The 22934-nt window shown below is 58.8% G+C and carries 19 protein-coding genes; 15 read left to right on the plus strand and 4 right to left on the minus strand.

Translation table 11 applies throughout. The annotated features are described in order from the left end of the window. Positions 1 to 34: 34 nt before the first annotated feature. The 5 genes from murF (at position 35) to murG (ending at position 6591) form a co-directional block, all read left to right on the plus strand. Positions 35 to 1405 (plus strand): UDP-N-acetylmuramoyl-tripeptide--D-alanyl-D-alanine ligase, encoded by a 1371-nt coding sequence (murF, locus tag GSQ91_RS04925; protein ID WP_158820152.1) that lies wholly within the window; start codon positions 35 to 37, stop codon positions 1403 to 1405. Positions 1406 to 1636: 231 nt separating this feature from the next. After that, positions 1637 to 2773, plus strand: a complete 1137-nt coding sequence (gene mraY, locus GSQ91_RS04930; RefSeq protein ID WP_158820153.1) for a phospho-N-acetylmuramoyl-pentapeptide-transferase — start codon at positions 1637 to 1639, stop codon at positions 2771 to 2773. A 137-nt stretch (positions 2774 to 2910) separates the two neighbouring features. Further along, positions 2911 to 4263 carry a UDP-N-acetylmuramoyl-L-alanine--D-glutamate ligase gene (gene murD / locus GSQ91_RS04935; RefSeq protein ID WP_158820154.1) on the plus strand — a complete coding sequence of 451 codons (1353 nt, stop codon included), beginning with the start codon at positions 2911 to 2913 and terminating at the stop codon, positions 4261 to 4263. A 115-nt stretch (positions 4264 to 4378) separates the two neighbouring features. Further along, positions 4379 to 5470, plus strand: coding sequence for a putative lipid II flippase FtsW (gene ftsW / locus GSQ91_RS04940; protein WP_158820155.1), 1092 nt, complete (start codon positions 4379 to 4381; stop codon positions 5468 to 5470). Then, positions 5470 to 6591, plus strand: coding sequence for an undecaprenyldiphospho-muramoylpentapeptide beta-N-acetylglucosaminyltransferase (murG, locus tag GSQ91_RS04945; protein WP_254064366.1), 1122 nt, complete (start codon positions 5470 to 5472; stop codon positions 6589 to 6591). The genes ftsW and murG overlap by 1 nt, the downstream gene beginning before the upstream one ends. 162 nt (positions 6592 to 6753) lie before the next feature. Here the strand turns inward: murG and GSQ91_RS04950 are convergent, their stop codons facing one another. Both GSQ91_RS04950 and GSQ91_RS04955 read right to left on the minus strand, forming a co-directional pair. Beyond that, complete coding sequence (locus tag GSQ91_RS04950) at positions 6754 to 7551, minus strand: YXWGXW repeat-containing protein (protein WP_158820156.1); 798 nt, start codon at positions 7549 to 7551, stop codon at positions 6754 to 6756. 141 nt (positions 7552 to 7692) lie between these two features. Continuing rightward, positions 7693 to 8760 carry an acetamidase/formamidase family protein gene (locus GSQ91_RS04955; protein ID WP_158820157.1) on the minus strand — a complete coding sequence of 356 codons (1068 nt, stop codon included), beginning with the start codon at positions 8758 to 8760 and terminating at the stop codon, positions 7693 to 7695. Between the two features lie 124 nt (positions 8761 to 8884). Here GSQ91_RS04955 and murC point away from each other — a divergent pair, with 124 nt between their 5' ends. From murC to tsaE, 8 genes are all read left to right on the plus strand, one after another. Further along, on the plus strand, positions 8885 to 10261 hold the full coding sequence (murC, locus tag GSQ91_RS04960; protein ID WP_158820313.1) for a UDP-N-acetylmuramate--L-alanine ligase: 1377 nt from the start codon (positions 8885 to 8887) through the stop codon (positions 10259 to 10261). A 151-nt stretch (positions 10262 to 10412) separates the two neighbouring features. Continuing rightward, positions 10413 to 11690 (plus strand): cell division protein FtsQ/DivIB, encoded by a 1278-nt coding sequence (locus GSQ91_RS04965; protein ID WP_158820158.1) that lies wholly within the window; start codon positions 10413 to 10415, stop codon positions 11688 to 11690. Further along, on the plus strand, positions 11687 to 12913 hold the full coding sequence (gene ftsA / locus GSQ91_RS04970) for a cell division protein FtsA (RefSeq protein ID WP_158820159.1): 1227 nt from the start codon (positions 11687 to 11689) through the stop codon (positions 12911 to 12913). Before GSQ91_RS04965 ends, ftsA begins: the two co-directional genes overlap by 4 nt. Positions 12914 to 13000: 87 nt before the next feature. Then, positions 13001 to 13771 carry a hypothetical protein gene (locus tag GSQ91_RS04975; protein ID WP_158820160.1) on the plus strand — a complete coding sequence of 257 codons (771 nt, stop codon included), beginning with the start codon at positions 13001 to 13003 and terminating at the stop codon, positions 13769 to 13771. Positions 13772 to 14063: 292 nt separating this feature from the next. Beyond that, positions 14064 to 15623, plus strand: a complete 1560-nt coding sequence (gene ftsZ / locus GSQ91_RS04980) for a cell division protein FtsZ (RefSeq protein WP_158820161.1) — start codon at positions 14064 to 14066, stop codon at positions 15621 to 15623. Between the two features lie 18 nt (positions 15624 to 15641). Continuing rightward, complete coding sequence (locus tag GSQ91_RS04985) at positions 15642 to 16874, plus strand: penicillin-binding transpeptidase domain-containing protein (protein ID WP_158820314.1); 1233 nt, start codon at positions 15642 to 15644, stop codon at positions 16872 to 16874. An 80-nt stretch (positions 16875 to 16954) separates the two neighbouring features. Then, a complete protein-coding gene (locus GSQ91_RS04990) occupies positions 16955 to 18619 on the plus strand; it encodes an NAD(P)H-hydrate dehydratase (RefSeq protein ID WP_158820162.1) in 1665 nt (554 codons plus the stop codon). 2 nt (positions 18620 to 18621) lie between these two features. Then, positions 18622 to 19074 carry a tRNA (adenosine(37)-N6)-threonylcarbamoyltransferase complex ATPase subunit type 1 TsaE gene (gene tsaE / locus GSQ91_RS04995; RefSeq protein WP_158820163.1) on the plus strand — a complete coding sequence of 151 codons (453 nt, stop codon included), beginning with the start codon at positions 18622 to 18624 and terminating at the stop codon, positions 19072 to 19074. A 697-nt stretch (positions 19075 to 19771) separates the two neighbouring features. On the opposite strand, the gene GSQ91_RS05000 is transcribed toward tsaE, so the two are convergent. Then, positions 19772 to 20524 carry a class I SAM-dependent methyltransferase gene (locus GSQ91_RS05000; RefSeq protein WP_158820164.1) on the minus strand — a complete coding sequence of 251 codons (753 nt, stop codon included), beginning with the start codon at positions 20522 to 20524 and terminating at the stop codon, positions 19772 to 19774. Positions 20525 to 20863: 339 nt separating this feature from the next. Beyond that, entirely contained in the window at positions 20864 to 21682 is an 819-nt protein-coding gene (locus tag GSQ91_RS05005; RefSeq protein ID WP_158820165.1) for an alpha/beta fold hydrolase, read from the minus strand. 98 nt (positions 21683 to 21780) lie between these two features. On the opposite strand from GSQ91_RS05005, the gene GSQ91_RS05010 reads away from it, so the two are divergent. Further along, on the plus strand, positions 21781 to 22443 hold the full coding sequence (locus GSQ91_RS05010) for a LysR family transcriptional regulator (RefSeq protein WP_158820166.1): 663 nt from the start codon (positions 21781 to 21783) through the stop codon (positions 22441 to 22443). Then, positions 22430 to 22675: a hypothetical protein gene (locus tag GSQ91_RS26180; RefSeq protein ID WP_371417085.1), complete on the plus strand. Its 246-nt coding sequence runs from the start codon at positions 22430 to 22432 to the stop codon at positions 22673 to 22675. The genes GSQ91_RS05010 and GSQ91_RS26180 overlap by 14 nt, the downstream gene beginning before the upstream one ends. Positions 22676 to 22934 lie beyond the last annotated feature (259 nt).

Below are 22934 nucleotides of genomic sequence, written 5' to 3' on the forward strand. Positions count from 1 at the left end.
CGGCACGAAGATTTAAAGGTTTGAGGTAAGCAAGGTGAAATTAACGTTAGGACAGATCGCCGACTGGATTCACGCCGAAGGCGACTTCGACTCAACGGCACTGGCTGTTGGATACTCGATCGACTCACGCACGATCGGTGCGGGCGAGTTGTTCTTCGCGGTGAAGGGCGAGCGCGTCGATGGGCACGATTACGTCGAAACGGCTTTGGCAGACGGCGCCGTGGCGGCGGTCGTCAGCATGCGCTGGCTCAAGCCGGCAGATATCGACGAAGACAAACTGCTGCGCGTGCCGGATGAAGACGTGCTGGAGTCGATGCAGAAGCTGGCCAATCGAGTGCGCCGCGAGTGGGGCAAGCGTGTGATCGGCATTACGGGCTCGGTGGGCAAGACGACGACGAAGGAATGCGTCGCACAGGTATTGAGCGCGAAGTTCCATGTGCTCAAGAGCGAAGGCAATCTGAACAACGGCTTCGGCTTGCCGTTGCAGCTGCTGAAGCTGGAACCCGAACATGAAGTAGCCGTGATCGAGATGGGGATGAACCACGCGGGCGAGATCCGCGCGCTGGCGAAGATCGCAGAGCCGGATTGGGCAGTCGTGTCGAACGTCGCGCCGGTACACCTGGAGCACTTTCCCGACGGCATCGAAGGCATCGCACGCGCGAAGTATGAGCTGGTGGAGGCCCTGCCCGCCGATGGCATCGCGATCCTGAACGGCGACGACGAGCGTGTTGCCGCATTTGGCCGAGGAATGCGTGGACGCACCGTGCTGTATGGAACGCTGCCGGGGTTGACGGTACGCGCAGTGGAGATCGACGAAGCAGGCTTGGACGGAACGCGGTTTCGCGTGGGGATCGTTGGCCGCGTGCAGAAGATCCATCTCCATTTGATGGGACGGCACAACATATTGAACGCATTGGCAGCAGTGGCGGTGGGCCTGCAGAGCGGGATTGACTTGAAGGAATGCTGCGCGGCGCTTGAGCAGATGCGGCCGACGGAGAAGCGCGGCGAAGTCATCGAGTGGCATGGCGCAAAGATCATCAACGACTGCTACAACTCCAACCCACGTGCTCTGGATGCGATGGTAGAAGCGCTTAGGAAGACAAAGGCAACGCGTCATATCGTGGTTGTCGGCGAGATGCTGGAGCTCGGGCCCCAGGGCGTGGAGCTGCACCGTCACAGCGGTGCGGCGATGGCAGGCCTGGATCTTGTGGTTGGCGTTCGCGGCCTGGCGGCTTCGCTGGTCGAAGGCGCACAGTCAGAAGGGGTTGAGGCAAAGTTTGTAGAAACACCCGAAGCGGCAGGAGAGTGGCTGCGCGAGAATCTGCGCGAAGGCGATGTGGTGTTGATGAAGGCCTCGCGTGGCGTGCGGTTGGAGAAGGCGCTTACAGCGCTGGGCGCGTCTTAGAGATACGGGTCGGGTTCAGACTGGGTGCCCCATCTTCGGCGCGTTTTTTGCGCCTAAGGTGGGTATCGGGCGAACGCCCGATCGCTCCTGCTCATTTTCACTTCACCAAACGAACAACAAGAATAACCACACCCTCTAACCACGTCCTAAGGCATAGAAGTTGATTCACCCTCCGAATCATCGCCGTACAAGGCGAAGCGGAGGATAAGATGTTCACGCGAGGCGAGTCTATTGCTCTATTGGCTGCTCTATCAAAAACTGTTCCCATACTTTTCGTTCTTCCGTATCTTCCGTTTCGTCACGTTTCGTTGCGTCTTCGCCAGCATGACGGCGATGCTGATTGGCTTGCTGCTTGGGCCGTACGTGATCGACCGCCTGCGCCAGTTCCAGATCGGCCAGTACATTCGCGAAGAGGGCCCGCAAAGCCATCAGAAAAAAGGCGGAACGCCGACGATGGGCGGCGTGTTGATCTGTCTTTCGATCATTGTGCCGACGCTCCTGTGGAGCAACCTGTCAGATCCATTCGTCTGGCTGGTGATGTCTTCGACGATCGCCTTTGCGGCTATCGGCTTCGCGGACGATTACATCAAGGTGGTAAAGAAGCGGAACCTCGGTCTTACTTCGCGGCAGAAGTTGTTTTTCCAGTTTCTTGCCAGCGGAGCAGTTGCCGTAGCGTTGCTGGTGCTTGAGTCACGTCGGACCTACTCCACGCGGCTGATGGTGCCCTTCTTCAAGCGGTTCAGGCCCGATCTGGTGTGGAGTTGGATGGGGCATATTCCCCATATGCATTGGCTGGCTTTCCTGCCGTTCGTCATCTTCGTGATGCTGGTCATCACGTTTTCCAGCAACGCCGTGAACCTGACGGACGGACTCGACGGCCTGGCCATCGGCTGCACCATCATCGCCGCTGGAGCGCTGACGGTGCTGACATATGTCAGCGGTCATGCGGTGTTCAGCGACTACCTCGAACTGCAGCGTATGCCCGAGGTGAGCGAACTGACGATCTTCTGCGGGGCGATGGTGGGAGCCTCCATCGGCTTTCTTTGGTACAACGCTCATCCAGCGGAGATCTTTATGGGCGATGTAGGCTCGCTGGCCCTGGGCGGAGCGATTGCCACGGTGGCGGTGGTCATCAAGCAGGAGTTGCTGCTGCCGTTTATCGGCGGGGTGTTCATTCTGGAGGCCGTCAGCGTGATCCTGCAGGTGGGCAGTTACAAGCTGCGGGGCGGCAAGCGTATCTTCAGAATGGCGCCGCTGCATCACCACTTTGAACTGGGTGGATGGTCGGAGTCGAAGGTGATTACCCGGTTCTGGATTATGGCGCTGGTGTTTGCGCTATTTGCGTTGACGACGCTGAAGCTGCGGTAACGCACTGAGTCTTTGCTTTTCTTTTTGTCATTCCCGTAGGGAATCTGCTTCCTGGCCTGCGGGACCAACCGGTTCCAGGAATGACAAAAAGAAAAGCTAAGCCACGTTGTTGGGAAGATTTTAGAGTTGGAGTGAACATGGAGTTATCTGGTAAGCGAGTCTTGGTGGTTGGGTTAGGTAAGAGCGGACTCGCGGCAGCGCGTTTTCTGAAAGAACGTGGCGCGCGTGTGACCGTCAGCGATGCTCGCCCCGCAACGCTGATTGCCGAACTGCCCGGCCTGCTGGAGCAGGGAATTATGGTCGAGGCCGGCAGCCACGGCCTGCTGACGTTCCGCCGGCAGGACCTGATCGTCGTAAGCCCCGGCGTCCCTGCATCGACGCCCGAACTCAAGCAAGTGCGTGCGATGGGCATGCACATCATCGGCGAGCTTGAGTTGGGCGCACAATATCTGCAGGGCCAGGTGCTTGCGATCACCGGGTCGAATGGCAAGACGACGACCACCTCGCTCCTGGGAGAGATTCTCCAGGCGGCAGGAAAGCCCACCCTCGTAGGTGGGAATATCGGCAAGCCGGTTACGGAGTTGGTGCCGGAGAGCACGCCGGAAACCTGGAGCGTTCTCGAAGTTTCGAGCTTCCAGCTGGAAACCGTAGAGACGTTTCGTCCGCGTATTGCGATGGTGCTGAACATTACGCCTGACCATCTCGACCGTCACGGGAACTTCGAGAACTACGCTGCGGCAAAGGCTCGCATCACGGAGTTCCAGACGGCGGAAGACTTTCTCGTGCTGAACGCCGAAGACAAGGCCACACAGATGGTGGCCGCCAAAACCAAGGCACAGATCTACTGGTTCAGCTCGCGGCGGCAGATCAAGCAGGGCGCCTTCGTGCATGGCGAGACGATCTTCTTTATTCCTAGCGAAGGCGCGAAGCCGGAGCCGGTAATGCCAGTCGCGGAGATTCCTCTGGCTGGCGCGCACAACGTCGAGAACGTGCTGGCCGCGGTGTGTGCCGCAAGGCTGGCCGGTGTGACGAGTGAGGCGATTCGCACGGCGGTGGCTGCATTCAAGGCCGTTGAGCATCGCCTGGAGTTTGTGCGCGAGCTCCACGGCGTGCGCTACTACAACGACTCCAAGGCGACCAACGTGGATGCGACGGTGAAGGCAGTCGAGGCGTTTGCGGGCGGTATCTACCTGATTCTTGGCGGCAAGGACAAAGACTCGGACTATGCGGCCATGGGCCCACTGTTGCACGAGCGCGTCAAGACGGTTATCACCATTGGTTCAGCGGCAGAAAAGATTGAGCACCAACTCGCCGGTGTCGTGAAGATAGAGAGAGCGGAGACCATGGACCGCGCGGTCGCACTGGCGCACGAGGTTGCTGTCGCAGGCGATACGGTTTTGCTGGCTCCGGCGTGCGCGAGCTTCGACCAGTTCCAGAACTATGAGCATCGCGGTCAGGTGTTCAAGAGCCTGGTGCAGTCGTTGAATTAATGCGAATGGTGTAACCGCCAGATTCGGTTGTCACATCAGTTCTCAGTTGTCAGTTGCTTTCAACCGAGAACCGAGAACCGAGAACCGAGCACGAAGAGGAAAGCTGTAGAGAACAATGGCGAAACGGGTTGGCGTCGATAAATGGCTGTTCGGGACGGTCCTGTTGCTGGCCCTGTTTGGGTTGGTGATGGTGTTCTCTGCCTCGGCTGTGATGGCCAAGGCGACCGCTGGCTCGCCTTATGCGTTTGTGTCCAAGCAAGCGGGGTTCGTGCTGTTGGGGTTCATTGCGCTGTTTGTGCTGATGCGCATCGACTACCGCAAGTACAACAACCCGAAGTTGATCTTCCCTCTGATGGGGACCACCGGGCTGCTGCTGCTGGCTGTGTTCGTGATGCCCAGCATGAACGGGGCGCATCGCTGGATCAGGCTGGCTGGTCAGACGTTGCAACCGTCGGAGCTGGCTGCGCCAGTCATTGTCCTGTTTCTTGCGTGGTTTTTACAAACGCGCATCCATACGATCGATGACATCAAAGAGACGCTCCTCCCTGCAGCCATTCCACCGCTGGTGTTCATTGCACTGATCCTGAAGGAGCCAGACCTCGGCACCGCGCTGGTGTGCGCGGCGGTACTGATGCTGATGCTATATCTCGCGGGCATGCAGATGAAGTGGATTGGCCTGGCGTTGCTGGCTGCCGCGCCGGTCATGTACTACATGCTGTTCCTTGTGGCGTTTCGCAGGGCGCGCATGATGGTGTTTTTCAATCCCGATTTGGACCCGAAGGGCAAGGGCTTCCAGATTTTGCAATCGCTGATTGCTGTCAGCACCGGCGGCATTCGAGGTCTCGGCCTGATGGAGGGGCGGCAGAAGCTCTTCTATCTTCCCGAGCCGCATACCGACTTTATCTTCGCGAACATCTGCGAAGAGTTGGGGATGATCGGTGCGCTATGCGTGGTGGTTGCCTTCTGTATCCTCGGCTATCGCGGGCTGCGGGCTGCCTTTCTCTCCACCGACCCCTTCGCGCGCTTTCTGGCCTTTGGGCTGACAACGGCGATTCTGGTGCAGGCGTTCTTCAACATCAGCGTGGTATTGGCTTTGCTGCCGAACAAGGGAATCTCTCTACCGTTTATCTCCAACGGCGGTACGAGCGTCTTCGTCATGCTGGCGTGCATGGGCGTGCTGCTGAACATTACGCGCGAGATCGATTAATGCCAACAATCAATGTAGGTTCGGGCTTTAGCCCGAACTCAGCGAGTCAGCTTAAAGTGATGATCGCCGGAGGTGGCACTGGTGGGCACGTCGTTCCGGCGCTTGCTATTGGGCGTGAGCTGCGCGATAAGCACTCGGTCGAGGTGCGGTACATCGGCACAGAGCGTGGGATCGAGACGAAGCTTGTGCCGGAGGCCAGGTTCCCCCTGGAGTTGGTTCGCTCCGGCCAGTTGAAGAATGTAAGCGTGGCCACCCGGCTGCGCACCATGCTCGATCTGCCGTTGGGCGTGGTGCATTGCATCCGTCTGATGAAGGAGTTTCGGCCCCAGGTTGTTGTTGGCGTCGGCGGCTATGCCAGCGGCCCGGCGATGATGGCGGCTTTGCTGCTGCGTATTCCTACGCTGGTCTATGAGCCGAACGCTGTGCCCGGGATGACCAACCGCTGGGTCGGCAAGCGCGTGAGTGCCGCGGCCGTGAACTTCGCGCAGACCACGCGCTACTTTCGCAACGCCCAGGTGACAGGCGTTCCGGTGCGGCCGGAGATCTTTACCCTGCCTCCGCGTCCCGATGGCGTGCCGCCCCGTTTGCTCGTCACGGCCGGAAGCAATGGAGCACTGGTCTTCAACGAGACCATGCCAAAGATCGTCGCGCAACTACTGGATGAGGTGCCGGGGTTGACCATTGTGCACCAGGCCGGGGTACGGCGATTGGAACAGACTCGAGCGGAGTTCGCGGCGAGCGGGGCCGACACTGCACGCTGGTCGGTAGCCGCGTTCCTGACGGATATGCCCCAGCAGTATGCGGCTGCGGACGTGGTGCTGGCGAGGTCGGGCAGCACGGTAGCGGAGCTATGCGCCGCGGGCAAACCCTCGTTACTGGTTCCGTTTGCGGCGGCGGCCGATGACCACCAACGCAAGAACGCCGAGGTGCTCGTGGAAGCGGGCGCGGCGGAGATGCTCTTACAGCGTGATGTAACCCCGGAGACGTTACTGGAACATCTGCGCAGCTTGCTTCTGAATCCAGCCAGGCGTGCGGAGATGTCGCACCACGCTCGTTCCCTGGCGAAGCCCGGGGCGTTGGAGCGAATCGCTGGAATGGTCTTGCAGTTGGCAGGGAAATAGAGGTAGTTAACCGGGCTTGTCCGATATTCCCACAAGCCGCTATTCGCAAAAGAGACGGTTTACTGCAAAGTCCAACAGGACGCGTCTAGCGCATCCCAGGCAAAAAGAAAGGGCTGAGGAGTGATCCTCAGCCCCTTGTTGATTTAGCAATTAGCTTGCAGATTAGCGATGTCCGCCGCCGCCGCCGTGTCCACCGCCACCGCCATGGAAGCCGCCACCACCACCGCCACCGTGGAAGCCACCGCCACCACCACCTGCATGGGCTGCACCACCACCGCTTGCGTGGGCTGCACCACCACCGCCGAAGCCGCCACGGTTTGCGCCGGCGCCACTAAATCCGCCCCGGTTGCCGCCATTGAAGCCGCCGCGATTTGCTACGCCCTGGCCGCCACGGAAGTTGCCGTTGATAGACGAGCCGCGGTATCCACCGCCGTAACCGCCACCGCCACGGGCAAAAGAGGCTCCCCCAGGACGGCCATTGAAGCCGGCATAGGAGCGGTTATAGAAGCCGCCGCGGAAGCCGGGGCCAAAGTGGCCATAGGCGCGGTTGTACCAGAAGCGCCCACCGTTCCAGTAACCGCCGTAGAAGCCGGTGCCGAAGTAGCCGAAACCGTAGTTAATGCCACCGTAGTAGCCGATGCTCCGGCCCCAGTAGCCGCCGTGCCAGAAGTAGCCGCCGCCACCCCAGCCCCAATAGCCGGGAGTCCAGAGACCGCCGACATAGGGCGGATAGACCCAGGCGCCATCGACCCAGGCGTATCCGGAGTCGCCGTAGGCCCAGTAGCCAGGGGTCCAGATATAACCGTCGCCGGGGCAGAGAGGCTGATCGTACGCAGGGATAGCAGGAGGTGCGATAGCCACCGAAACGCCAATTTGGGCCTGGACCGCAGGAACGACAAGCAGAGCACCTGCCAGCGTCGTTGCTGCCAAGATTTTACGAATTGAACTCGTGATTTTCATACATTCCCCTTCCAGCCGGCCTTCGATTGCCTGCAAAACCCGCAGGTTGCGAGGGGGCGACGAGAGAATTCCAGTCCCGGGAATAATACCCCTGATCCGGCTCTCAATGGATTAGACACGACTATCGATCCATTTGTTGCGCTATTCTCCAGACTTCGTTCTGGAACCCGTAAAAAGCGCTTTAGGGCATATGACGTGGACCCCGGACTTGGTATCGACGAGCTGCGTGATGTCGACGTCGCAAGCCGTCGAAATAAGGGCATAAGCGTCATCCCGGGAGAGGTGCGGATAGTCGGGATTCTGCTCGGAGAGGAAGGTGATCATATTGCGCACGGCCATCTCCGTGGCTTTGGTCAAATCCTCATGAAAACCCATGGCAATGTAGGCGGTGGGGGTTTCAGCGCGAGGCCAGAGCAGGTGTTCTTTGGTCGCCTCGCCCTTGTGAACGATGAACTGAAAGGTGCCAGTGAGGAAGGTTTCGAGCGCGGTGATGTCGACCTCGCCGTTGCCCTGACCGGCATGGCCATCGCCGGCCTCAAAGAGCGCGCCGCTGGCATGGACGGGGTAGAAGACGACCGAGCCAGCCGTAAGCTCCTTATTGTCCATGTTGCCGCCATGCATCCAGGGTGGTGCGGAGTTCCACTTGCCCGCGGATTCAGGCGGCGCGATGCCCATAGAGCCGAAGAAGGGATGCAGCGGGATCGTGATTCCCGGGGCAAAAGCAGCAGTCATCTTTGCGCGATCGAGCGGGATGATTTTGGTGCGGCCATAGGGGAAGTCATCAGGGAGAAAGCCGCGACCGGCGCCAAAGCCATTGCAGGCGAAGTTGGTGTCGAGTTGGACCTTGAGGATGCGGACTTCAAGAATATCGCCGGGTTCGGCCTCAGAGATGGCGACTGGCCCGGTGAGGATGTGTCCGCCTGGGCCGCGGTCAGCTTGCGGAACTTTGTCGTAGATATCTGCGAGCCAGGTGGGAATGTCGGCCTCGGCGACTCCCTCGGCTTTGAGCCGCTCTGGCGAGCCACAGGTGGAGGCGGTCTGCATGATGACGGTGTCGCCGGAGTGGACGGTCAGCACCGATTTGGCGTGTGCGGAGTAATAGCCCCACGCGACCGTGCTGGGTGTGGCGAGAAGCGTCTGGGGACTCTGAGCCGTGGCAGCTGTGGCGGCAAAGAGCGCGGTGGCGGCGAGCAGAAAGGGAAGGCGCATAGTCGTGGTATATCACCCGGCAACGCTCTCCTTGAGCGTTTTGAATGAAATCCATAGGCAAATTGCATAGGCTCAGATGGGACAATACAGGGGAATGAGTCTTTCGAATTTGCCGGAACACGCTATGTTTGCACCGTCGCATCGGATCCACTTTATCGGGATTGGCGGCATTGGGATGAGTGGGATCGCGGAGATCCTGCTGACGATGGGTTACGCCGTATCCGGTTCCGATCTGCGCGGCTCGGCTACGACGGAGCGGCTCGCAGCGCTTGGGGCCACGATCTATACAGGTCACTCTGCCGCCAACGCGGCGGCGAGCGATGTCGTAGTCACCAGTTCAGCGGTCGCGAAGGATAACCCTGAGGTGCTGGAGGCGCGGGCGCGCAAGATCCCAGTCATTCAGCGGGCGGAGATGCTGGCCGAGCTGATGCGGCTCAAGTACGGCATCGCCATCGCCGGTATGCACGGCAAGACGACGACAACCAGCATGGTGGCAGCCGTATTGGCCGGTGGGGAACTGGATCCCACCGTCGTCGTCGGCGGAAGGGTAGACGCGATGGGCTCGAACGCGCGGTTGGGACGTTCGCAGTACCTTGTGGCGGAAGCCGATGAGAGCGACCGTTCCTTCCTGAAGCTGCCGCCGATCCTCGCGGTGGTGACCAACCTCGACCGTGAGCACATGGATACCTATGCGGACATGGCCGACGTCGAGCGGGTCTTTATCGAGTTCATGGATCGCGTGCCGTTCTATGGAGCGATAACGGCTTGTGCGGACAACGAAATGCTCCGCGCGATTCTTCCGCGCGTGACCCGGCGTGTCTACACCTACGGCGAGAGCGCGGATGCCGACTTCCGTTTGCGCTCTCTGCGGCCTACTGCTGACTGCCATGCGACCTTCGAGGTGAATACGCGCGGCCTGATCCTCGGGCCCTTCGATCTGCATGTCCCCGGGCGGCACAATCTGCTGAACGCCACGGCGGCGGTAGCCATTGGGGTACAGCTTGGCGTTCCTCCGGAAAAGATTGCCGCTGGGTTGGCCAGCTTTCGGGGTGTTGATCGAAGATTTCAGATCAAAGGTGTGCAGAACGGGGTCACCGTCGTCGATGATTATGGGCACCATCCGACGGAGATCCGCGCCACCCTGCAGGCGGCTCGTGAGTGTGGCTACAGTCGGGTCCTTGTACTCTTTCAGCCTCACCGTTACACCCGGACGCGAGACCTCCTGGAGGATTTCGTCACGGCGTTCGGAGATGCCGACTCACTGCAGGTGCTGGACATCTATGCGGCCAGCGAGCAGCCGATTCCAGGGGTGAACGGAGAGGCTCTAGCGGAGAAGATCCGGACAGCGTCGGGTGGGATTGTCGGCTATGCGGGGTCGATCGAAGAGGGGGTCGATCGGCTGGCGAAGGACGCGCGGTCCGGGGATCTGATACTAACGCTGGGGGCGGGGAACGTATCGCAGGCTGGATCGATGTTGCTGGAGCGGCTGGCTGCACGTTAGACCCTTTACATCACGAGGGGAAGCAGCGGGCGGTCAAAATGGTGAGTTCCTGCGGCGGTACCCACCAGTAAGTTAAGTGCAGAGGGCAGGGGGACAGCTTTATAGTGGGATATCAGGCGATTCTTCCGCGGCCTTGCTCGGGCTTGCGGTGATGACGAAGTTTGCAAAACGCGGCTCCGCGGTGCTTGATGCGCCGGAGGAGAGGTATGCTCCGGAGACGGGTTGGCCAAGCCGCGAACCGGCGCCGGCCGGCATGCTTCAGCGCGGACGCATGGCTGCCGACCCCAATGAGAACCCTGGACCTCGAAGCTACGATCCTGCCGCCGAGGAAGAGGTATATAGGCCACGGCGCGAATCTCTGAGCTATCGCCTGCGCCTCAGTGTTCCCAGAAGCCTTACCGGAAAGATCATCGTTTCAACGGTTGCGTTGCTAGGGCTGGGCGCAATAGCGATCGGCTACCTTGCCGTGCGCAATGCCTTGTTCCACGACGACCGTTTTGCCATAACTACCTCGTCCGAGATTCAAATTGTCGGCAATCAGCGCCTTAGTCGGGAGCAGGTTCTGAGCGTCTTCGGGGCGGATCTCGAGCGCAACATCTTTAAAGTGCCGCTGGCGGAGCGGCGCGCCGATCTCGAGCGCCTGCCATGGGTGGCCCACGCTACGGTGATCCGGATACTACCCAACAGCATTCGCGTATCGGTTACGGAACGGACTCCAGTCGCTTTCGTCCGGCAGGGAACGCAGGTTGGCTTCGTCGATGCAGAAGGGGTTTTGCTGGATATGCCGCAGGAGGCAGCTGGCGATCCGCAGTACTCCTTCCCCGTGCTTACCGGACTTTCGGCGGACGATCCGCTCTCGGCGCGAGCTGCGCGGATGGAGGTGTACAGACGCTTTATGCAGGAGCTGGACAGCTCCGGCGAACATCTGACGCAGTCGTTGAGCGAGATTGACCTTTCGAATCCCGAGGATGTGAAGGCGCTGATCGCCAGCGGCAGCTCGGACATCCTGGTTCACTTCGGCGACGAGGACTTCCTCAATCGCTATCGCCTGTTTCAGCAGAACCTGCCGCAGTGGAAGGCGCAATATCCCAAGCTGGCTTCAGTGGATGCTCGCTATGAGCACCAGTTCGTGCTCGAGATGGAGTCTGGAGCTGCTGTGCCTTTAGCTGGGGATGGGAAGACTGCCGCCAAGCCAAATGGCGCTGCTGTTGCGGCGAAACCAGCGACAAAGCCTGCTGCTCCGAAAGCGGCCGTAAAAGCTACGGCGAAGCCTGCAGGACCGAAACCCAAGGCCAAGCACCCCCCGGCAAAGGCGCAGAAGTCGAACCAGAAGATGTTTGCTGCTTTGGCGGCGGCCCACAAAGCTACTGTGGCGAATGCGCATAGTGGTGTGGCTTCGCACACCGCCGGCAAGCAGGTGAAGCAATGAATCCCAGAAATGAAAACCTAATTACCGTGCTCGACGCAGGAAGCTCCAAGAGCTGCGTGCTGGTGGCCGAACTTACCGACGGCGTCCTGCGCTATCGCGGCCATGGCATTGAGGCCTCCAGGGGAATGCGGCGCGGCGTGATCTCCGACCTCGGCCCTGCTGCCGAGGCTATCAACCAGGCGGCACTAACGGCAGAGCGCGCGACCAAAGCGCCCATTGAAACCGCAGTTGTCGGCGTTGGTGGCCCGCATATTCGGGGCATGAACTCGCAGGGTGGCATCAGCATGGGCAGCCGCATGAAGGAGATCACCCGCGAGGATGTACGCTCTGCAATCGACCGCGCCCGCTCTATCGGGCTTGCGCCCGACCGCGAAGTGCTGCATCTGTTGCCACAGCAGTTCATCCTTGACGATCAGGCTGGCATCCATGATCCGGTGGGGATGGTGGGCAATCGGCTGGAAGTGAATCTGCATCTATCGACGTGCTCCGGGAGCGCGGTGCAGAGCGTTGTGACCTGCGCGAATAAAGCGGGCCTTGAAGTAGTCGACACGATCTTTGAAGGTATCGCGGCGGCTGAGGCTGTGCTGTCGGCCGACGAGCGGGAATTGGGTGTTTGCCTGGCGGATATCGGCGCGAGCTCGACGGAGCTGGTGGTGTTCTTCGAAGGCTCGGTGGCCCATACGGCGGTGCTCCCCATTGGAGGCGACCACTTCACCAACGATCTTGCTGTCGGGCTGCATGTCAGCGTGGAAGAGGCCGAGCAGTTGAAGCGGACGTATGGCAATTGTGTGGTGACGTCGGTTCCGCAATTGAACGAGATTGAGGTAGGCGGTGATCTTGCCACCGGAGGGCAGCCGGCGCGTATGGTGCGGCAGCGCTTTCTCGCGGAAATTCTGGAACCCCGTGCACGCGAGCTGTTGACGATGCTGCGCGATAATCTGCGCTCGGGCGGCGTGTTGGAGGCGATGGGTGCCGGATGTGTCTTTACCGGTGGCGGTGCAAACCTATTGGGTCTGCTGGACAACGCTGAAAGCCTGTTGCGTGTGCCTGCGCGCATCGGCTACCCCGTGCCGTTGAGCCGCATGCCCTCGGAATTGGCGAAACCGGAGTTTTCTGCGGCTATCGGAATGCTGCTATATACGCACCGCACGCAGGTCCGCAAGGCCAGCGAAGAGCAGGGGTTGCGGCAAAAGCTGAAGTCGATCTTTGCAGGCAGTTTTTAGGCTTTGGCGGTTCAATTTGGATAAGGAATTGCTGTTTTGCGGGTACGGGCACGCGCATTCTTGAGTGTAGACGGTAGACTAATATCTATGAAATTTGGCAAGTGGCTTGGTGTTGTTCTTGTAGGGCTTGGATGCGGCTATGCGGCGCATGCTCAAGCTGGCGTATACGTCGGATACTCAGCAACCAGGATGAGTGGAATTACGTGCTTCGATCCGCAAAGTTTCAATTCGCAGGGTCTGTGCTACAACTCCAACACCAGCGCTACCACTAGCCCCAATAACCACGTGGACCCTTCTGGAGTCCTGCTCGGCGGGTACTACGATTTTCGTAATGTAGGTCCTGTGAGGCTGGGTGTTGATCTCCGTTACGGCCACGACCGCGCCAACAAGTCAGCCGCGGATGGTGGCGGTGGCAAGGATGTGACCGGAGCTAACACTACTCTCGTCGGTCTCCGCGGAGTGGTGCATACCCCGTTCCGTTGGCTGAAACCCTATGGGCAGATGTCTTTGGGATGGACCAGTACGAATGCGGCAGAGCCCTTTTGTGCGGGCACGGTGGGTCCTGTTGGCACTCCTCAATCAAACTGCTCTACGCAGACTCCTCTCAACACTCCAAGACGCTATGACAATTTTTTTCGCTATGAGGGCTTTGTCGGAGCAGACGTACGCATTGCGTCGATCCTCGATTGGCGCGTGATTGAACTCGGTCTTGGAAATATGACCCGCATTGGTGACGGGACAGTCGTGACAACTAGCGCATCGTCAACCGGTGTACCCGTAACAACAGCCCCGACGAGCAATTCCATTGGAGTGAGATCGATTGGTGCCGGGCTGGTGTTCCATCTTCCATCGAAATAGAAATTTGGTGGATCGTTCTGTATTGCTCCTGTTTTGATGTTGCTTGTTTCTCCTCTATCCTCTCGAACCCCCGTATGGTCGCCACTGCGAACGCGCGGGGAAACGCACTCAGATGTGTTCGAAGGGGAGGATGAAAAGAAGCGAAAACACGAACGGCGGCAAATGCAACCGTAAAAATTACTAATATCTGTAATCGAACTTGGTGCGTTTGTAGATTTCCTGCAAGCTTTCCTCTGTTTCGAAGCGCAGAATCAAGAAAGGTGTTTCGCAATCACCTGAGGAGATTTATCCCATGCCTTATCAGCCTGACGATGCGCTTCGCATCCATTACCACGACGAGACGCAACGCAACGCGCGTATCAAGGTGATCGGCGTCGGTGGCGGCGGCAACAATGCGGTCAACCGCATGATCGCCGCCAACGTTGAAGGAGTGGAGTTCATTGCAGCCAATACGGACGCGCAGGCGCTCGAAAGCTCGAACGCCCCGGTAAAGCTGCAGCTCGGCGTGAAGCTGACCAGTGGTTTGGGCGCTGGAGCGAACCCGGACATCGGGCGTCGTGCTGCTCTCGAAGATTCGGACAAGATCATCGAAGCGCTTGAAGGCGCGGACATGGTGTTCGTCACGGCAGGTCTCGGCGGAGGCACTGGAACGGGTGCCGCGCCGGTCATCGCCTCGCTCGCCAGTGAGATGGGTGCGTTGACGGTCGCCGTCGTTACGCGTCCGTTCATGTTTGAAGGCAAGCGCCGCATGATGCAGGCTGAACGTGGCATGCAGGAGCTGTTGGAGTCGGTCGACACGCTGATCGTGATTCCGAACGAGAAGCTGCTTGCAGTCGCCAAGGACGCGGGCTTCTTTGAGAGCTTTCGCATTGCCGACGATGTTTTGCGGCAGGGTGTTCAGGGAATCTCGGACATTATTACCATCCCCGGTGTCATCAACCGTGACTTCGCCGATGTGAAGACGACCATGGCGGGCATGGGTTACTCGGTGATGGGAACGGCTGTGCGCTCAGGGCCAGATCGTGCTCGCGAAGCTGCTATGGCTGCAATGGCATCGCCGCTGCTGGAAGCAGGCGCTATCGATGGTGCGCGGGGCATCCTGATCAACATTACGGGTTCGAGCAGCCTGAAGCTGAACGAGGTGAACGAGGCCTCGACGCTCATTCAGAATGCCGCGCACGAGGACGCCAACATCATCTTTGGCGCGGTGCTGGACGAGAAGATGGGCGAAGACGTGAAGATCACTGTGATTGCCACGGGCTTTCGGGATGAGATGCCTCAGCGCCGCAATCGCATGCTTGCGGAGTCGACGCTTCCGACACGCAGCGAAGCGCCACTTCCGCGCATCGAGCAGAGGCCAACGAACGCACGCTTTGCCAGCGAAACGCCAGCTCCAACCGGGAAAGAGACGCGCGAGGATGCCGATACGGATGATTTGCCGGCACCGCAAACCCAGGTCCTCCGCGAAACCTCGTCCCGCGAAAGCGAGCCTCCCCGCATCTATATGGAGCCTGCGTTCGAATCCTCGACTGCTACGGCCACTATGGAGGCGGTCTCGGAGCGCGTGAATGCGACAGAGGCTCGTCCGGAGCTTTTGCCCGTACTTGCCTCGGTGTTTGACGACGACTTCTTCCGCAAGCCGAATGAGGAGTTGCGTGCCACCGGTTTGCAGAGTGCGTGGCCGGAGCCAGCTCAAGGTCGCTCTGTCGCACCGTCTTACGGTATTCAGGAGGAAACGAAGTCATCGCAGTGGCCGGAGTCGAAGGTCTCGGCATTTGCCGGACACGCGACTGAGAGTATGCCGGCAACCGACGAACTCGACATCCCCGCATTTCTGCGGCGCAGTCACTAGAGGCTCCGGAGAGAAATGATGAGACGTAGCGCCACAGTCCTTCTTTTTGCGATGCTGAGTGGGGCCGCTATGGCTCAGCCACCAGCTTCCAAAAAACATCATGCGCCGGCAACCGCACAGAAAAGTCATGCAACCGGGACCGCGCACCATGGTGCGGTGGCGAGTCGCACCGCAGTGAGTCGACAGACTGGTACGCGCCGCGGACGGGCTGCTGTGCGGGTCTCGGGCCGCAGGGTGATGGTGCATCACTACGCAGAGCGCTTCACCGCAAGCAGCTTCAACGACAATTTGACGTTGGGTGATGTGACGACCGGTGAAGATCCGGTAGTGCGTGCTGCAGCCATCGAAGCATTGGGCAATATGAACGGCACGGCGCTGGCAATTGATCCCTCCAGCGGACGCATCCTGGCGATGGTGAACCAGAAACTTGCACTTAGCTCCGGCGCGGAGCCCTGTTCGACGATCAAGGTAGCCGTCGCGCTGGCGGCATTGCAGGAGGGCCTGGTCAAGAGCGACACGCCGGTGAATCTTGGCGGCCACTACTCGCTGGATCTAACGCATGCTCTGGCGAAGTCTGTGAATCTCTACTTCGAAGTCCTGGGACGCGCGATGGGCTTTGAACGCGTGAAGCACTATGCCAATGAGTTTGGCCTGGGCGAGTTGGCGGGGTACAACATTCCGGGCGAGCAACTGGGCACCTATCCTGATACGGAGCTGCCTATAGCGCAGGGCGGTGTCGGTCGCATGTGCTCGTTTGGCGAAAGTATCTCGATGACGCCGCTGCAGCTGGGCGCGCTGGTCTCCGCGATCGCCAATGGTGGAACGCTCTACTACCTGCAGCATCCGACGACGCCGGAGACCATCGCCGCATTCGTGCCTAAGGTCAAACGGCTTCTCGACATCCAGCAGGTTATCCCGCAGATCCTGCCGGGTATGCAGGGCGCGGTTGACTTCTCTAACGGTACCGCTCGTTCTCTGCGGACGAACTTCGTGCAGTTTCCGGTGTTCGGCAAGACAGGAACGTGCTCGAACAACGGCACCCGCTATGGTTGGTTTGTGTCCTACGGCGATGCTCCGACGGGACGCATCGTGACGGTGATCTTCCTGGAAGGCGACAGGCAGGTGTTTGGGCCGAAGGCCGCTGAGCTCACTGGCCAGTTTTACCGCGCGATGTATGAGCGCAGCTACTTCCAACCCAAGCCTTCGCCGGCGGCTGAATCGGCCGATGTGCAACATGCTGGCGCGCAGTAGAGCTGCAAAAGAACCCATACCCATTTGGCTCATCCCCGCCACAACTGCGAAACTGCTTGAGGACACCGAGGAGCTTCGCCATGAAAATTCTTACAGCGCAGGAGATGGGCGAGGCTGATCGCCGTTCCGTCGAGATGGGCGTGCCCATCGCTACACTGATGGAGAATGCCGGTGCGGCTGTTGCGAAGTTTTGCCTGCGGCAGTATGCCGCAGAGCGCACGGTGCTTGTGCTCTGCGGCAAGGGCAACAACGGTGGTGATGGCTTCGTTGCCGCTCGATATCTGGGGGATGCAGGTCGCTCGGTACGAATTGCCTTGCTGGGTGCAGCGAGCGATGTGAAGGGCGAGGCTGCGGCGGCGCTTGAACGGGCGAAGTCGCAGCAGGGCATCGAGTTTTTAGAGACGCAAAACGAAGACGCCTTACGCGCCGCATTCGAGGTCGCGGAGCTGGTGATTGACGCGGTTGTCGGTACGGGGTTCAAGCCGCCCTTGCGGGGATTGGCTGTAGCTGCTCGTGAGTTGCTGGCAAAGACAACAGTTCCGGTAGTTGCAGTTGACCTGCCGAGTGGGTGGGATGCCGACTCTCTTGCGCAAAAAGCGGAGACCTTCCGTGCTGATGCGGTTGTGACCTTTGCTGCACCGAAACTTGCCCATGTTTTTGGACACCTGACCGTTGGCAAGACCTTTGGTCCGGTGGTCGTTGCACCCATAGGAACGCCGGATGCGGCGGTCGAGTCACGGACGGGACTGCATTGGGCAGGTGCGGCTAAAGCTCTGACGGAGACGCCTCGCGACATCAATGGCAACAAGGGGAAGTTTGGGCACGTATTGATCGTCGGTGGAGCTTTTGGGAAAGCTGGCGCGCCGTCGATGGCGAGTCTGGCGGCCATGCGGGCTGGGGCTGGTCTGGTGACGGCTGCGATACCGCGTGAGATCTTACCGACCGTTGCTGCGGTTGCGCCGGAATTGATGCTGGAACCTCTGGAGCAGGAAACAGAGAGCAGGAAACAGGAAACAGCAAACAGCAAACAGCAAACAGCAGGTCTGTCTCTGAAGCATTTGGAAGAAGGGCCTCTGGCGAAGCTGCTTACGGGGATCAAGGTTGTGGGTATCGGGCCCGGGCTGGGGACCAGCGGTTCTACGCCGGAGTTTGTGCGGGGATTTGTGGAGCGCGTTACGCTGCCTATGGTGATCGACGCTGACGCTTTGAATGCCTTTGCCGGGCGTACCGAGCTGTTGGAGAATGCCGTAAAGCATGCAGAATCGGCGGGACGATCTCGAACGATTGTGCTGACGCCCCATCCGGGGGAGATGGCGCGGCTGGCTGGAATGACCGTGAAAGAGGTCGAGGCGGATCGAATCGGTCTGGCACGGCGGTTTGCTACTGAGCATGGGGTTACGCTGGTGCTTAAGGGGTGGAGAACGATAATCGCACATCCTGATGGGCGGATCGGTGTGAATACGACTGGTAACCCGTCGATGGCTAAGGGTGGCAGCGGGGATATTTTGACGGGGATTGTGGCTGCCATGCTGGCCCAGCATCCGGAGGACGTTGCGCAAGCGGTAGAAGCTGCTGTGTTCCTGCATGGACTGGCGGGAGACTTTGCGGCGCTGGCGCAGGACGAGCATACGGTGCTCGCCACGGATACGGTGGGGCATCTGTGGCAGGCTTTTCGCTCGCGAGTTATTGATATAGATGGGTTTACATGGATCGCCGGTGGTGCGGCTCATTATACGAAGGAGTAAGGATGAAAGAGTGGACACGTGAAAAGCGGCTGCGCACGCGGAGTGTAGGGGGGACGCTGGCTCTGGGGGAGATGATGACCGAGTTGCTGCGGGCGCCGAAGCTGGTCGTACTGCGCGGGGAGCTTGGGGCTGGGAAGACGACGCTCGTAAAAGGGATGGCTGCTGCGCTCGGGGCAGCTGATGCGGAAGAGGTCGTGAGCCCTACGTTCACGCTGGTGCACGAGTACCAGGGACGTAAGGTGAGGCTTTTTCACCTCGACCTGTACCGCCTGGAGACAGAGGCCGAGGTCGAAGGGGTAGGTCTGTGGGAGATGGCCGATGCTCCCGACGCCCTGGTGCTGGTGGAGTGGGGCGACAAGTTCGCCAGCGTCATGGAGCGAGCCGATGCCGAGGTTGCGATTACGCAGGGCGAGGTGGAGAATGAGCGCCTGCTGCATGTTCACTGGAGAGATTAGGGTAGGACTAGTCCGCAGTTGCTCTTGCTTTTCTGGTTGTCATTCCCGCAGGGAACCTGCTTCTGTTTTTTTTGCTGGCGTCCAGCCTTCGTGGTAATCCATCAACCAGCAGATTCCTTGCGGGAATGACAACCAGAAAAGCAAAAACAAAAGACAAAGGCCGCGACATCTGTCGCGGCCTTGTTTGATTTCTGATGTTTAATTCCTTAGTTCTGGCTCTCGTACATGCGGCGCCAGTTGGCATTGCTGCGAGCGCGGAGGCCGATGAAGGAAGGAACGAAGACGGTAAGAGCGAGGAAGCTAGCAGTGATTGCGTAGTACATGCGTAATTCTCCTAAGGCGCGCGCAATGGCGGCGCTGAATCCCAAACGTGGGGTTGTCGGTGATGTGTCTTCAGTGCAGGCGGTGTTGAGATCTTGACTCAGCCGTCACGGTCACTGGCATAATTCTTCGGACCTGGTGGGGGATCGCTTGCCTTGTTTGGCGGCGTTCCCAATCTTTGTTCACAGGACCTACTACGGATATGATACTCGATTCGTTCCGTTGATGCATTATTATCGTCCATTATAGACGATATTCGCACAAGTCCTTGTCCGTCTACTGTTGTTTTTTCGCAGTAAACTCACACTTATTGATACGCAGGGCCTGCGGCAAAAGTTCCATCGATTTTTCTATTGTCAGTAGTTTTCTTTAAATGCTATATTTCCAAGCCTTTTTTCTTTAGCGGGGAAGAGCGGCCGATATAGCGGTAGATGGCGCAGAGCTCGTCGCCGGTTGAACCGTACTCCTCTTGCTCCGCGATGGCGGCGAGATCGGCGATGTGGTCGTCGGTCGACATGGCAACGCGCCCCATCCAGATCCGGCGAAAGGCAGGATGGCGGTCGAGCAGCGAGCCATGCTCGGCGTTGGCATAGAGCAGATCGAAGGGGTGGGGGTGTTTGGTGAGCGATTTTTCTACATGCGCTAAAAAGCGGCGCAGGATGGGGAGCTCGAAGGGGTGGAAGAGGAAGGCTACAGTGGGCGCTTCGGGCAGAGGATGGGTTGTCGCATCGGCATGATGCAGTTCAAGCGGCGCCAGGGCCTCCGCCTGGGAGTCCTTTGCCCATAGAGCAATGTTTGCCTGTGCGATTTGCGCCAGCTTCGGGTTCAGTTCGACCCCCTCAGCGCGCAGAAAGGGGTACTGGGAGGCCAGCAGCAGGGCACGGCCTTTGCCCGCTCCTACATCCAGGAAGACGGTGTTTTCGACAGAGGCTCCGGGCTCGGAACGCTGCAGCCAGTGGTCGAGTAGGGAATGCAGAATGCTGGGGGCGACGCCGTAGTAGGCCGTAAGCTCTTCGACCTTTGCGTTGGTCCCGCGCACGATAGTCGTTCCGGGGATGAGGCCGGAGGTGTCGGTCCCATGGAGCTGGTCGAAGGGGTGGATCGCGGACGGCTTTTTTTTGCGAGGCATCGTGCTCAGTCTAGAGCAGTTCGTGTATTTGATTGGAGTGGAGAAGTTGGATGATTACGATTTTCGTTCCGCGGCCGGGCGTTGGAAAAGCTTTGACGCAACGGGCGCTACGGTTCGCAAAGGAACGCGACGGCATTTGTGTTTGGGAAGAGGCTTGTCCTAAGCGCTAGAGCCGTTGCGAGCCATCAGAGATCTGCAGCTTGTTTGTACCAGCACTATCGCTTGCGCAGACAACCTGCAGGTCTCTCCACTGCGCATGACATAAAGCCGTCATGCTTCGGTCGAGATGACAATTCTGCGGTGGTTCAATTTTGAGTGGTTCGTTCCATGCGTCACATTCTAGGTAACGGCTGAGGTTGTACGTTCTATCGATTCCAGGAATGAGTGAAGGCATTGGTTGAATCGGTCCTCTGCCTCGAGATTCGGCATATGACCGATGTCCTGAAACACTTCAAGACGACAGTCCGGCATGGAAGCTTGTAACTTTTTGCCATTGGCTATCGACGTGTAGGAGTCGTCCGTTCCCAGGACGAGCATCGCAGGTTTCGAGAAATGCTGAAGCCCGGGGCTGTAGTCCTGGCGCATCGCTCTTCCCCGAACAGCGGCCGCAGCTCCAGATGGACTGGTGGAGCAGATCATCGTGAAGATTTGTAAGGCGAGAGCTGGATTGTCCTTAATTGCTTTGCGCCCGAGCAATTTGGGGAGCATCTCGGTTCCGATGGGGACGATGCCTTCTGTCTCGATTCTCTCGGCCGCGCGATTCCGTTCGACAACTCCCTGGGGTGTCTCGGGTTCGGCAAACGTTGCTGCAAGAATCAGGGCTGCCGTTCGTTCCGGAAAGGCTCTCGCAAATTCCATGGCGATCTGGCCGCCCATGGATAGTCCAACAACACACGCTTGCTTCACACCCAGGTCATCAAGGAGGGCAACGAGATCAGTAGCGTACATTTCCTGGGTATACGCGTCGATGGTTGGCGAAGGCGTCGATTCACCATACCCTCGGAGGTCTGGGACGATCGTCCTGTACTTCCAGCGAAGAGACTGTACCTGCGGCGTCCACATCGTTCGATTGAAGGGATGACCGTGGATAAATAACACTGGAAAGCCTTGGCCGTAGTCGCCATAGACCATCGAAGTTTTGCTCTTGGAATCGTTCATGGAGTCTCCTGCAAGTGTTCCTGCAAAGAGTATCGAAGACTTCGAGAATCATCTAATCCCGATGTTTCTAGATGATTCATTATCCATGAGTCATAATCATGGATATGGAGAAGCAGCGCTTCCTGAGCCAGGTTGAGATCGATTTACTGATCACGCTCGTATCCGTGCCCAGTTTCACGGAGGCGGCGGAAGCGTTGGGACTGACACAGTCGGCTATCTCGCGGGCGGTTAGCCGTCTTGAAGAGCACTTTGGTGTTGCACTCCTGACGCGTGGGAAAGGGGGCTGTGAGGCGACTCAGGAACTACTCCGGTTGCAGCCGAGGTTGAGACGTGCAAGGCAGGCGCTGGAAGAATTGAACGCGACTTCTGGTCCAACCAAGAGCGAACTAGCCGGCAAAATTCGCGTTGTTGGTTTTCGAAGTGCTATCTCCGTCCTGCTTCCAGAATCGGTCTCGACGTTTATGGCACGACACCGACGGGTTCGCATCTCTCTCTCGACAGTTCCAGAGATAGGAGGTGGTGTACAGAAGGTCGTCCTGGAGGCTAAAGCCGATTTTGGTCTGACGACGATTCGTCCGTCTCGTGGTCTCTGCTCGGTTTATATCGGTAGCGATCCTTACACGGTTGTGCGACGTAAAGGAACACGACGGCCCTTCGTCTCGCGAATGTCTTGTGCTTTGGAAGGAGAGATGCTCAGAGATTGTTCCCAAGATATTGCAAGCCCATCAATGGGATCCCATAGAGACGATGTCAGTGGATAACGATATGAGCGTGCTTGCGATGGTAGAGCATGGTGCCGGGTACTCGATCATGCCGCGACTTGCGACGCAGCCATTGCCTTCCTCTCTATCGCGCCATGCGCTCGCTGTGCCCTTCAGGCGGGACATATGGCTTTGTGGCAGAAGGGACGTTTGGGATACAGCTATGGGGATGGCGTTTCGAAGATCCGTTGTAGAAGATCTGTCGAAGAAGCTGTCGCTGCTCTCCGTCTAACATCAAGGACACAAGCACTTTTGGAGATCGAGCCCTTACTGCACGAGGGCAAACGCCTCTAAATTTCAACCAGGGCACACGAAGAACAGGCAACAACAAAAGCTTTAACGCAGAGGGCGCGGAGGTTTCGCAAAGGTCGCAGAGGGTGTCGTGGCGGCCTTTGCGTTTTCCTTTGCGCCCTCTGCGTTAAGGCTTTTTGGCTGTCTGCCACAAATTTGCCTGGAAATAAAATGCGTTTGTCCTGCGTACTGCACAACAT

The organism is Granulicella sp. S156 (assembly GCF_009766105.1).
GTDB lineage: Bacteria > Acidobacteriota > Terriglobia > Terriglobales > Acidobacteriaceae > Granulicella.

Excerpts from the sequence above, each read along its gene's own strand:
- GSQ91_RS26180 (WP_371417085.1), top strand. The coding sequence starts at position 22,430 with ATGTCAGTGGATAACGATATGAGCGTGCTTGCGATGGTAGAGCATGGT.
- GSQ91_RS04950 (WP_158820156.1), bottom strand. The coding sequence starts at position 7,551 with ATGAAAATCACGAGTTCAATTCGTAAAATCTTGGCAGCAACGACGCTG.
- ftsZ (WP_158820161.1), top strand. The coding sequence starts at position 14,064 with ATGCCTTATCAGCCTGACGATGCGCTTCGCATCCATTACCACGACGAG.
- murD (WP_158820154.1), top strand. The coding sequence starts at position 2,911 with ATGGAGTTATCTGGTAAGCGAGTCTTGGTGGTTGGGTTAGGTAAGAGC.
- GSQ91_RS04955 (WP_158820157.1), bottom strand. The coding sequence starts at position 8,760 with ATGCGCCTTCCCTTTCTGCTCGCCGCCACCGCGCTCTTTGCCGCCACA.
- GSQ91_RS04990 (WP_158820162.1), top strand. The coding sequence starts at position 16,955 with ATGAAAATTCTTACAGCGCAGGAGATGGGCGAGGCTGATCGCCGTTCC.
- ftsA (WP_158820159.1), top strand. The coding sequence starts at position 11,687 with ATGAATCCCAGAAATGAAAACCTAATTACCGTGCTCGACGCAGGAAGC.
- GSQ91_RS04965 (WP_158820158.1), top strand. The coding sequence starts at position 10,413 with ATGACGAAGTTTGCAAAACGCGGCTCCGCGGTGCTTGATGCGCCGGAG.
- GSQ91_RS04985 (WP_158820314.1), top strand. The coding sequence starts at position 15,642 with ATGAGACGTAGCGCCACAGTCCTTCTTTTTGCGATGCTGAGTGGGGCC.
- GSQ91_RS05000 (WP_158820164.1), bottom strand. The coding sequence starts at position 20,524 with ATGCCTCGCAAAAAAAAGCCGTCCGCGATCCACCCCTTCGACCAGCTC.
- ftsW (WP_158820155.1), top strand. The coding sequence starts at position 4,379 with ATGGCGAAACGGGTTGGCGTCGATAAATGGCTGTTCGGGACGGTCCTG.
- murC (WP_158820313.1), top strand. The coding sequence starts at position 8,885 with ATGTTTGCACCGTCGCATCGGATCCACTTTATCGGGATTGGCGGCATT.
- GSQ91_RS05005 (WP_158820165.1), bottom strand. The coding sequence starts at position 21,682 with ATGAACGATTCCAAGAGCAAAACTTCGATGGTCTATGGCGACTACGGC.
- tsaE (WP_158820163.1), top strand. The coding sequence starts at position 18,622 with ATGAAAGAGTGGACACGTGAAAAGCGGCTGCGCACGCGGAGTGTAGGG.
- GSQ91_RS05010 (WP_158820166.1), top strand. The coding sequence starts at position 21,781 with ATGGATATGGAGAAGCAGCGCTTCCTGAGCCAGGTTGAGATCGATTTA.
- murG (WP_254064366.1), top strand. The coding sequence starts at position 5,470 with ATGCCAACAATCAATGTAGGTTCGGGCTTTAGCCCGAACTCAGCGAGT.
- GSQ91_RS04975 (WP_158820160.1), top strand. The coding sequence starts at position 13,001 with ATGAAATTTGGCAAGTGGCTTGGTGTTGTTCTTGTAGGGCTTGGATGC.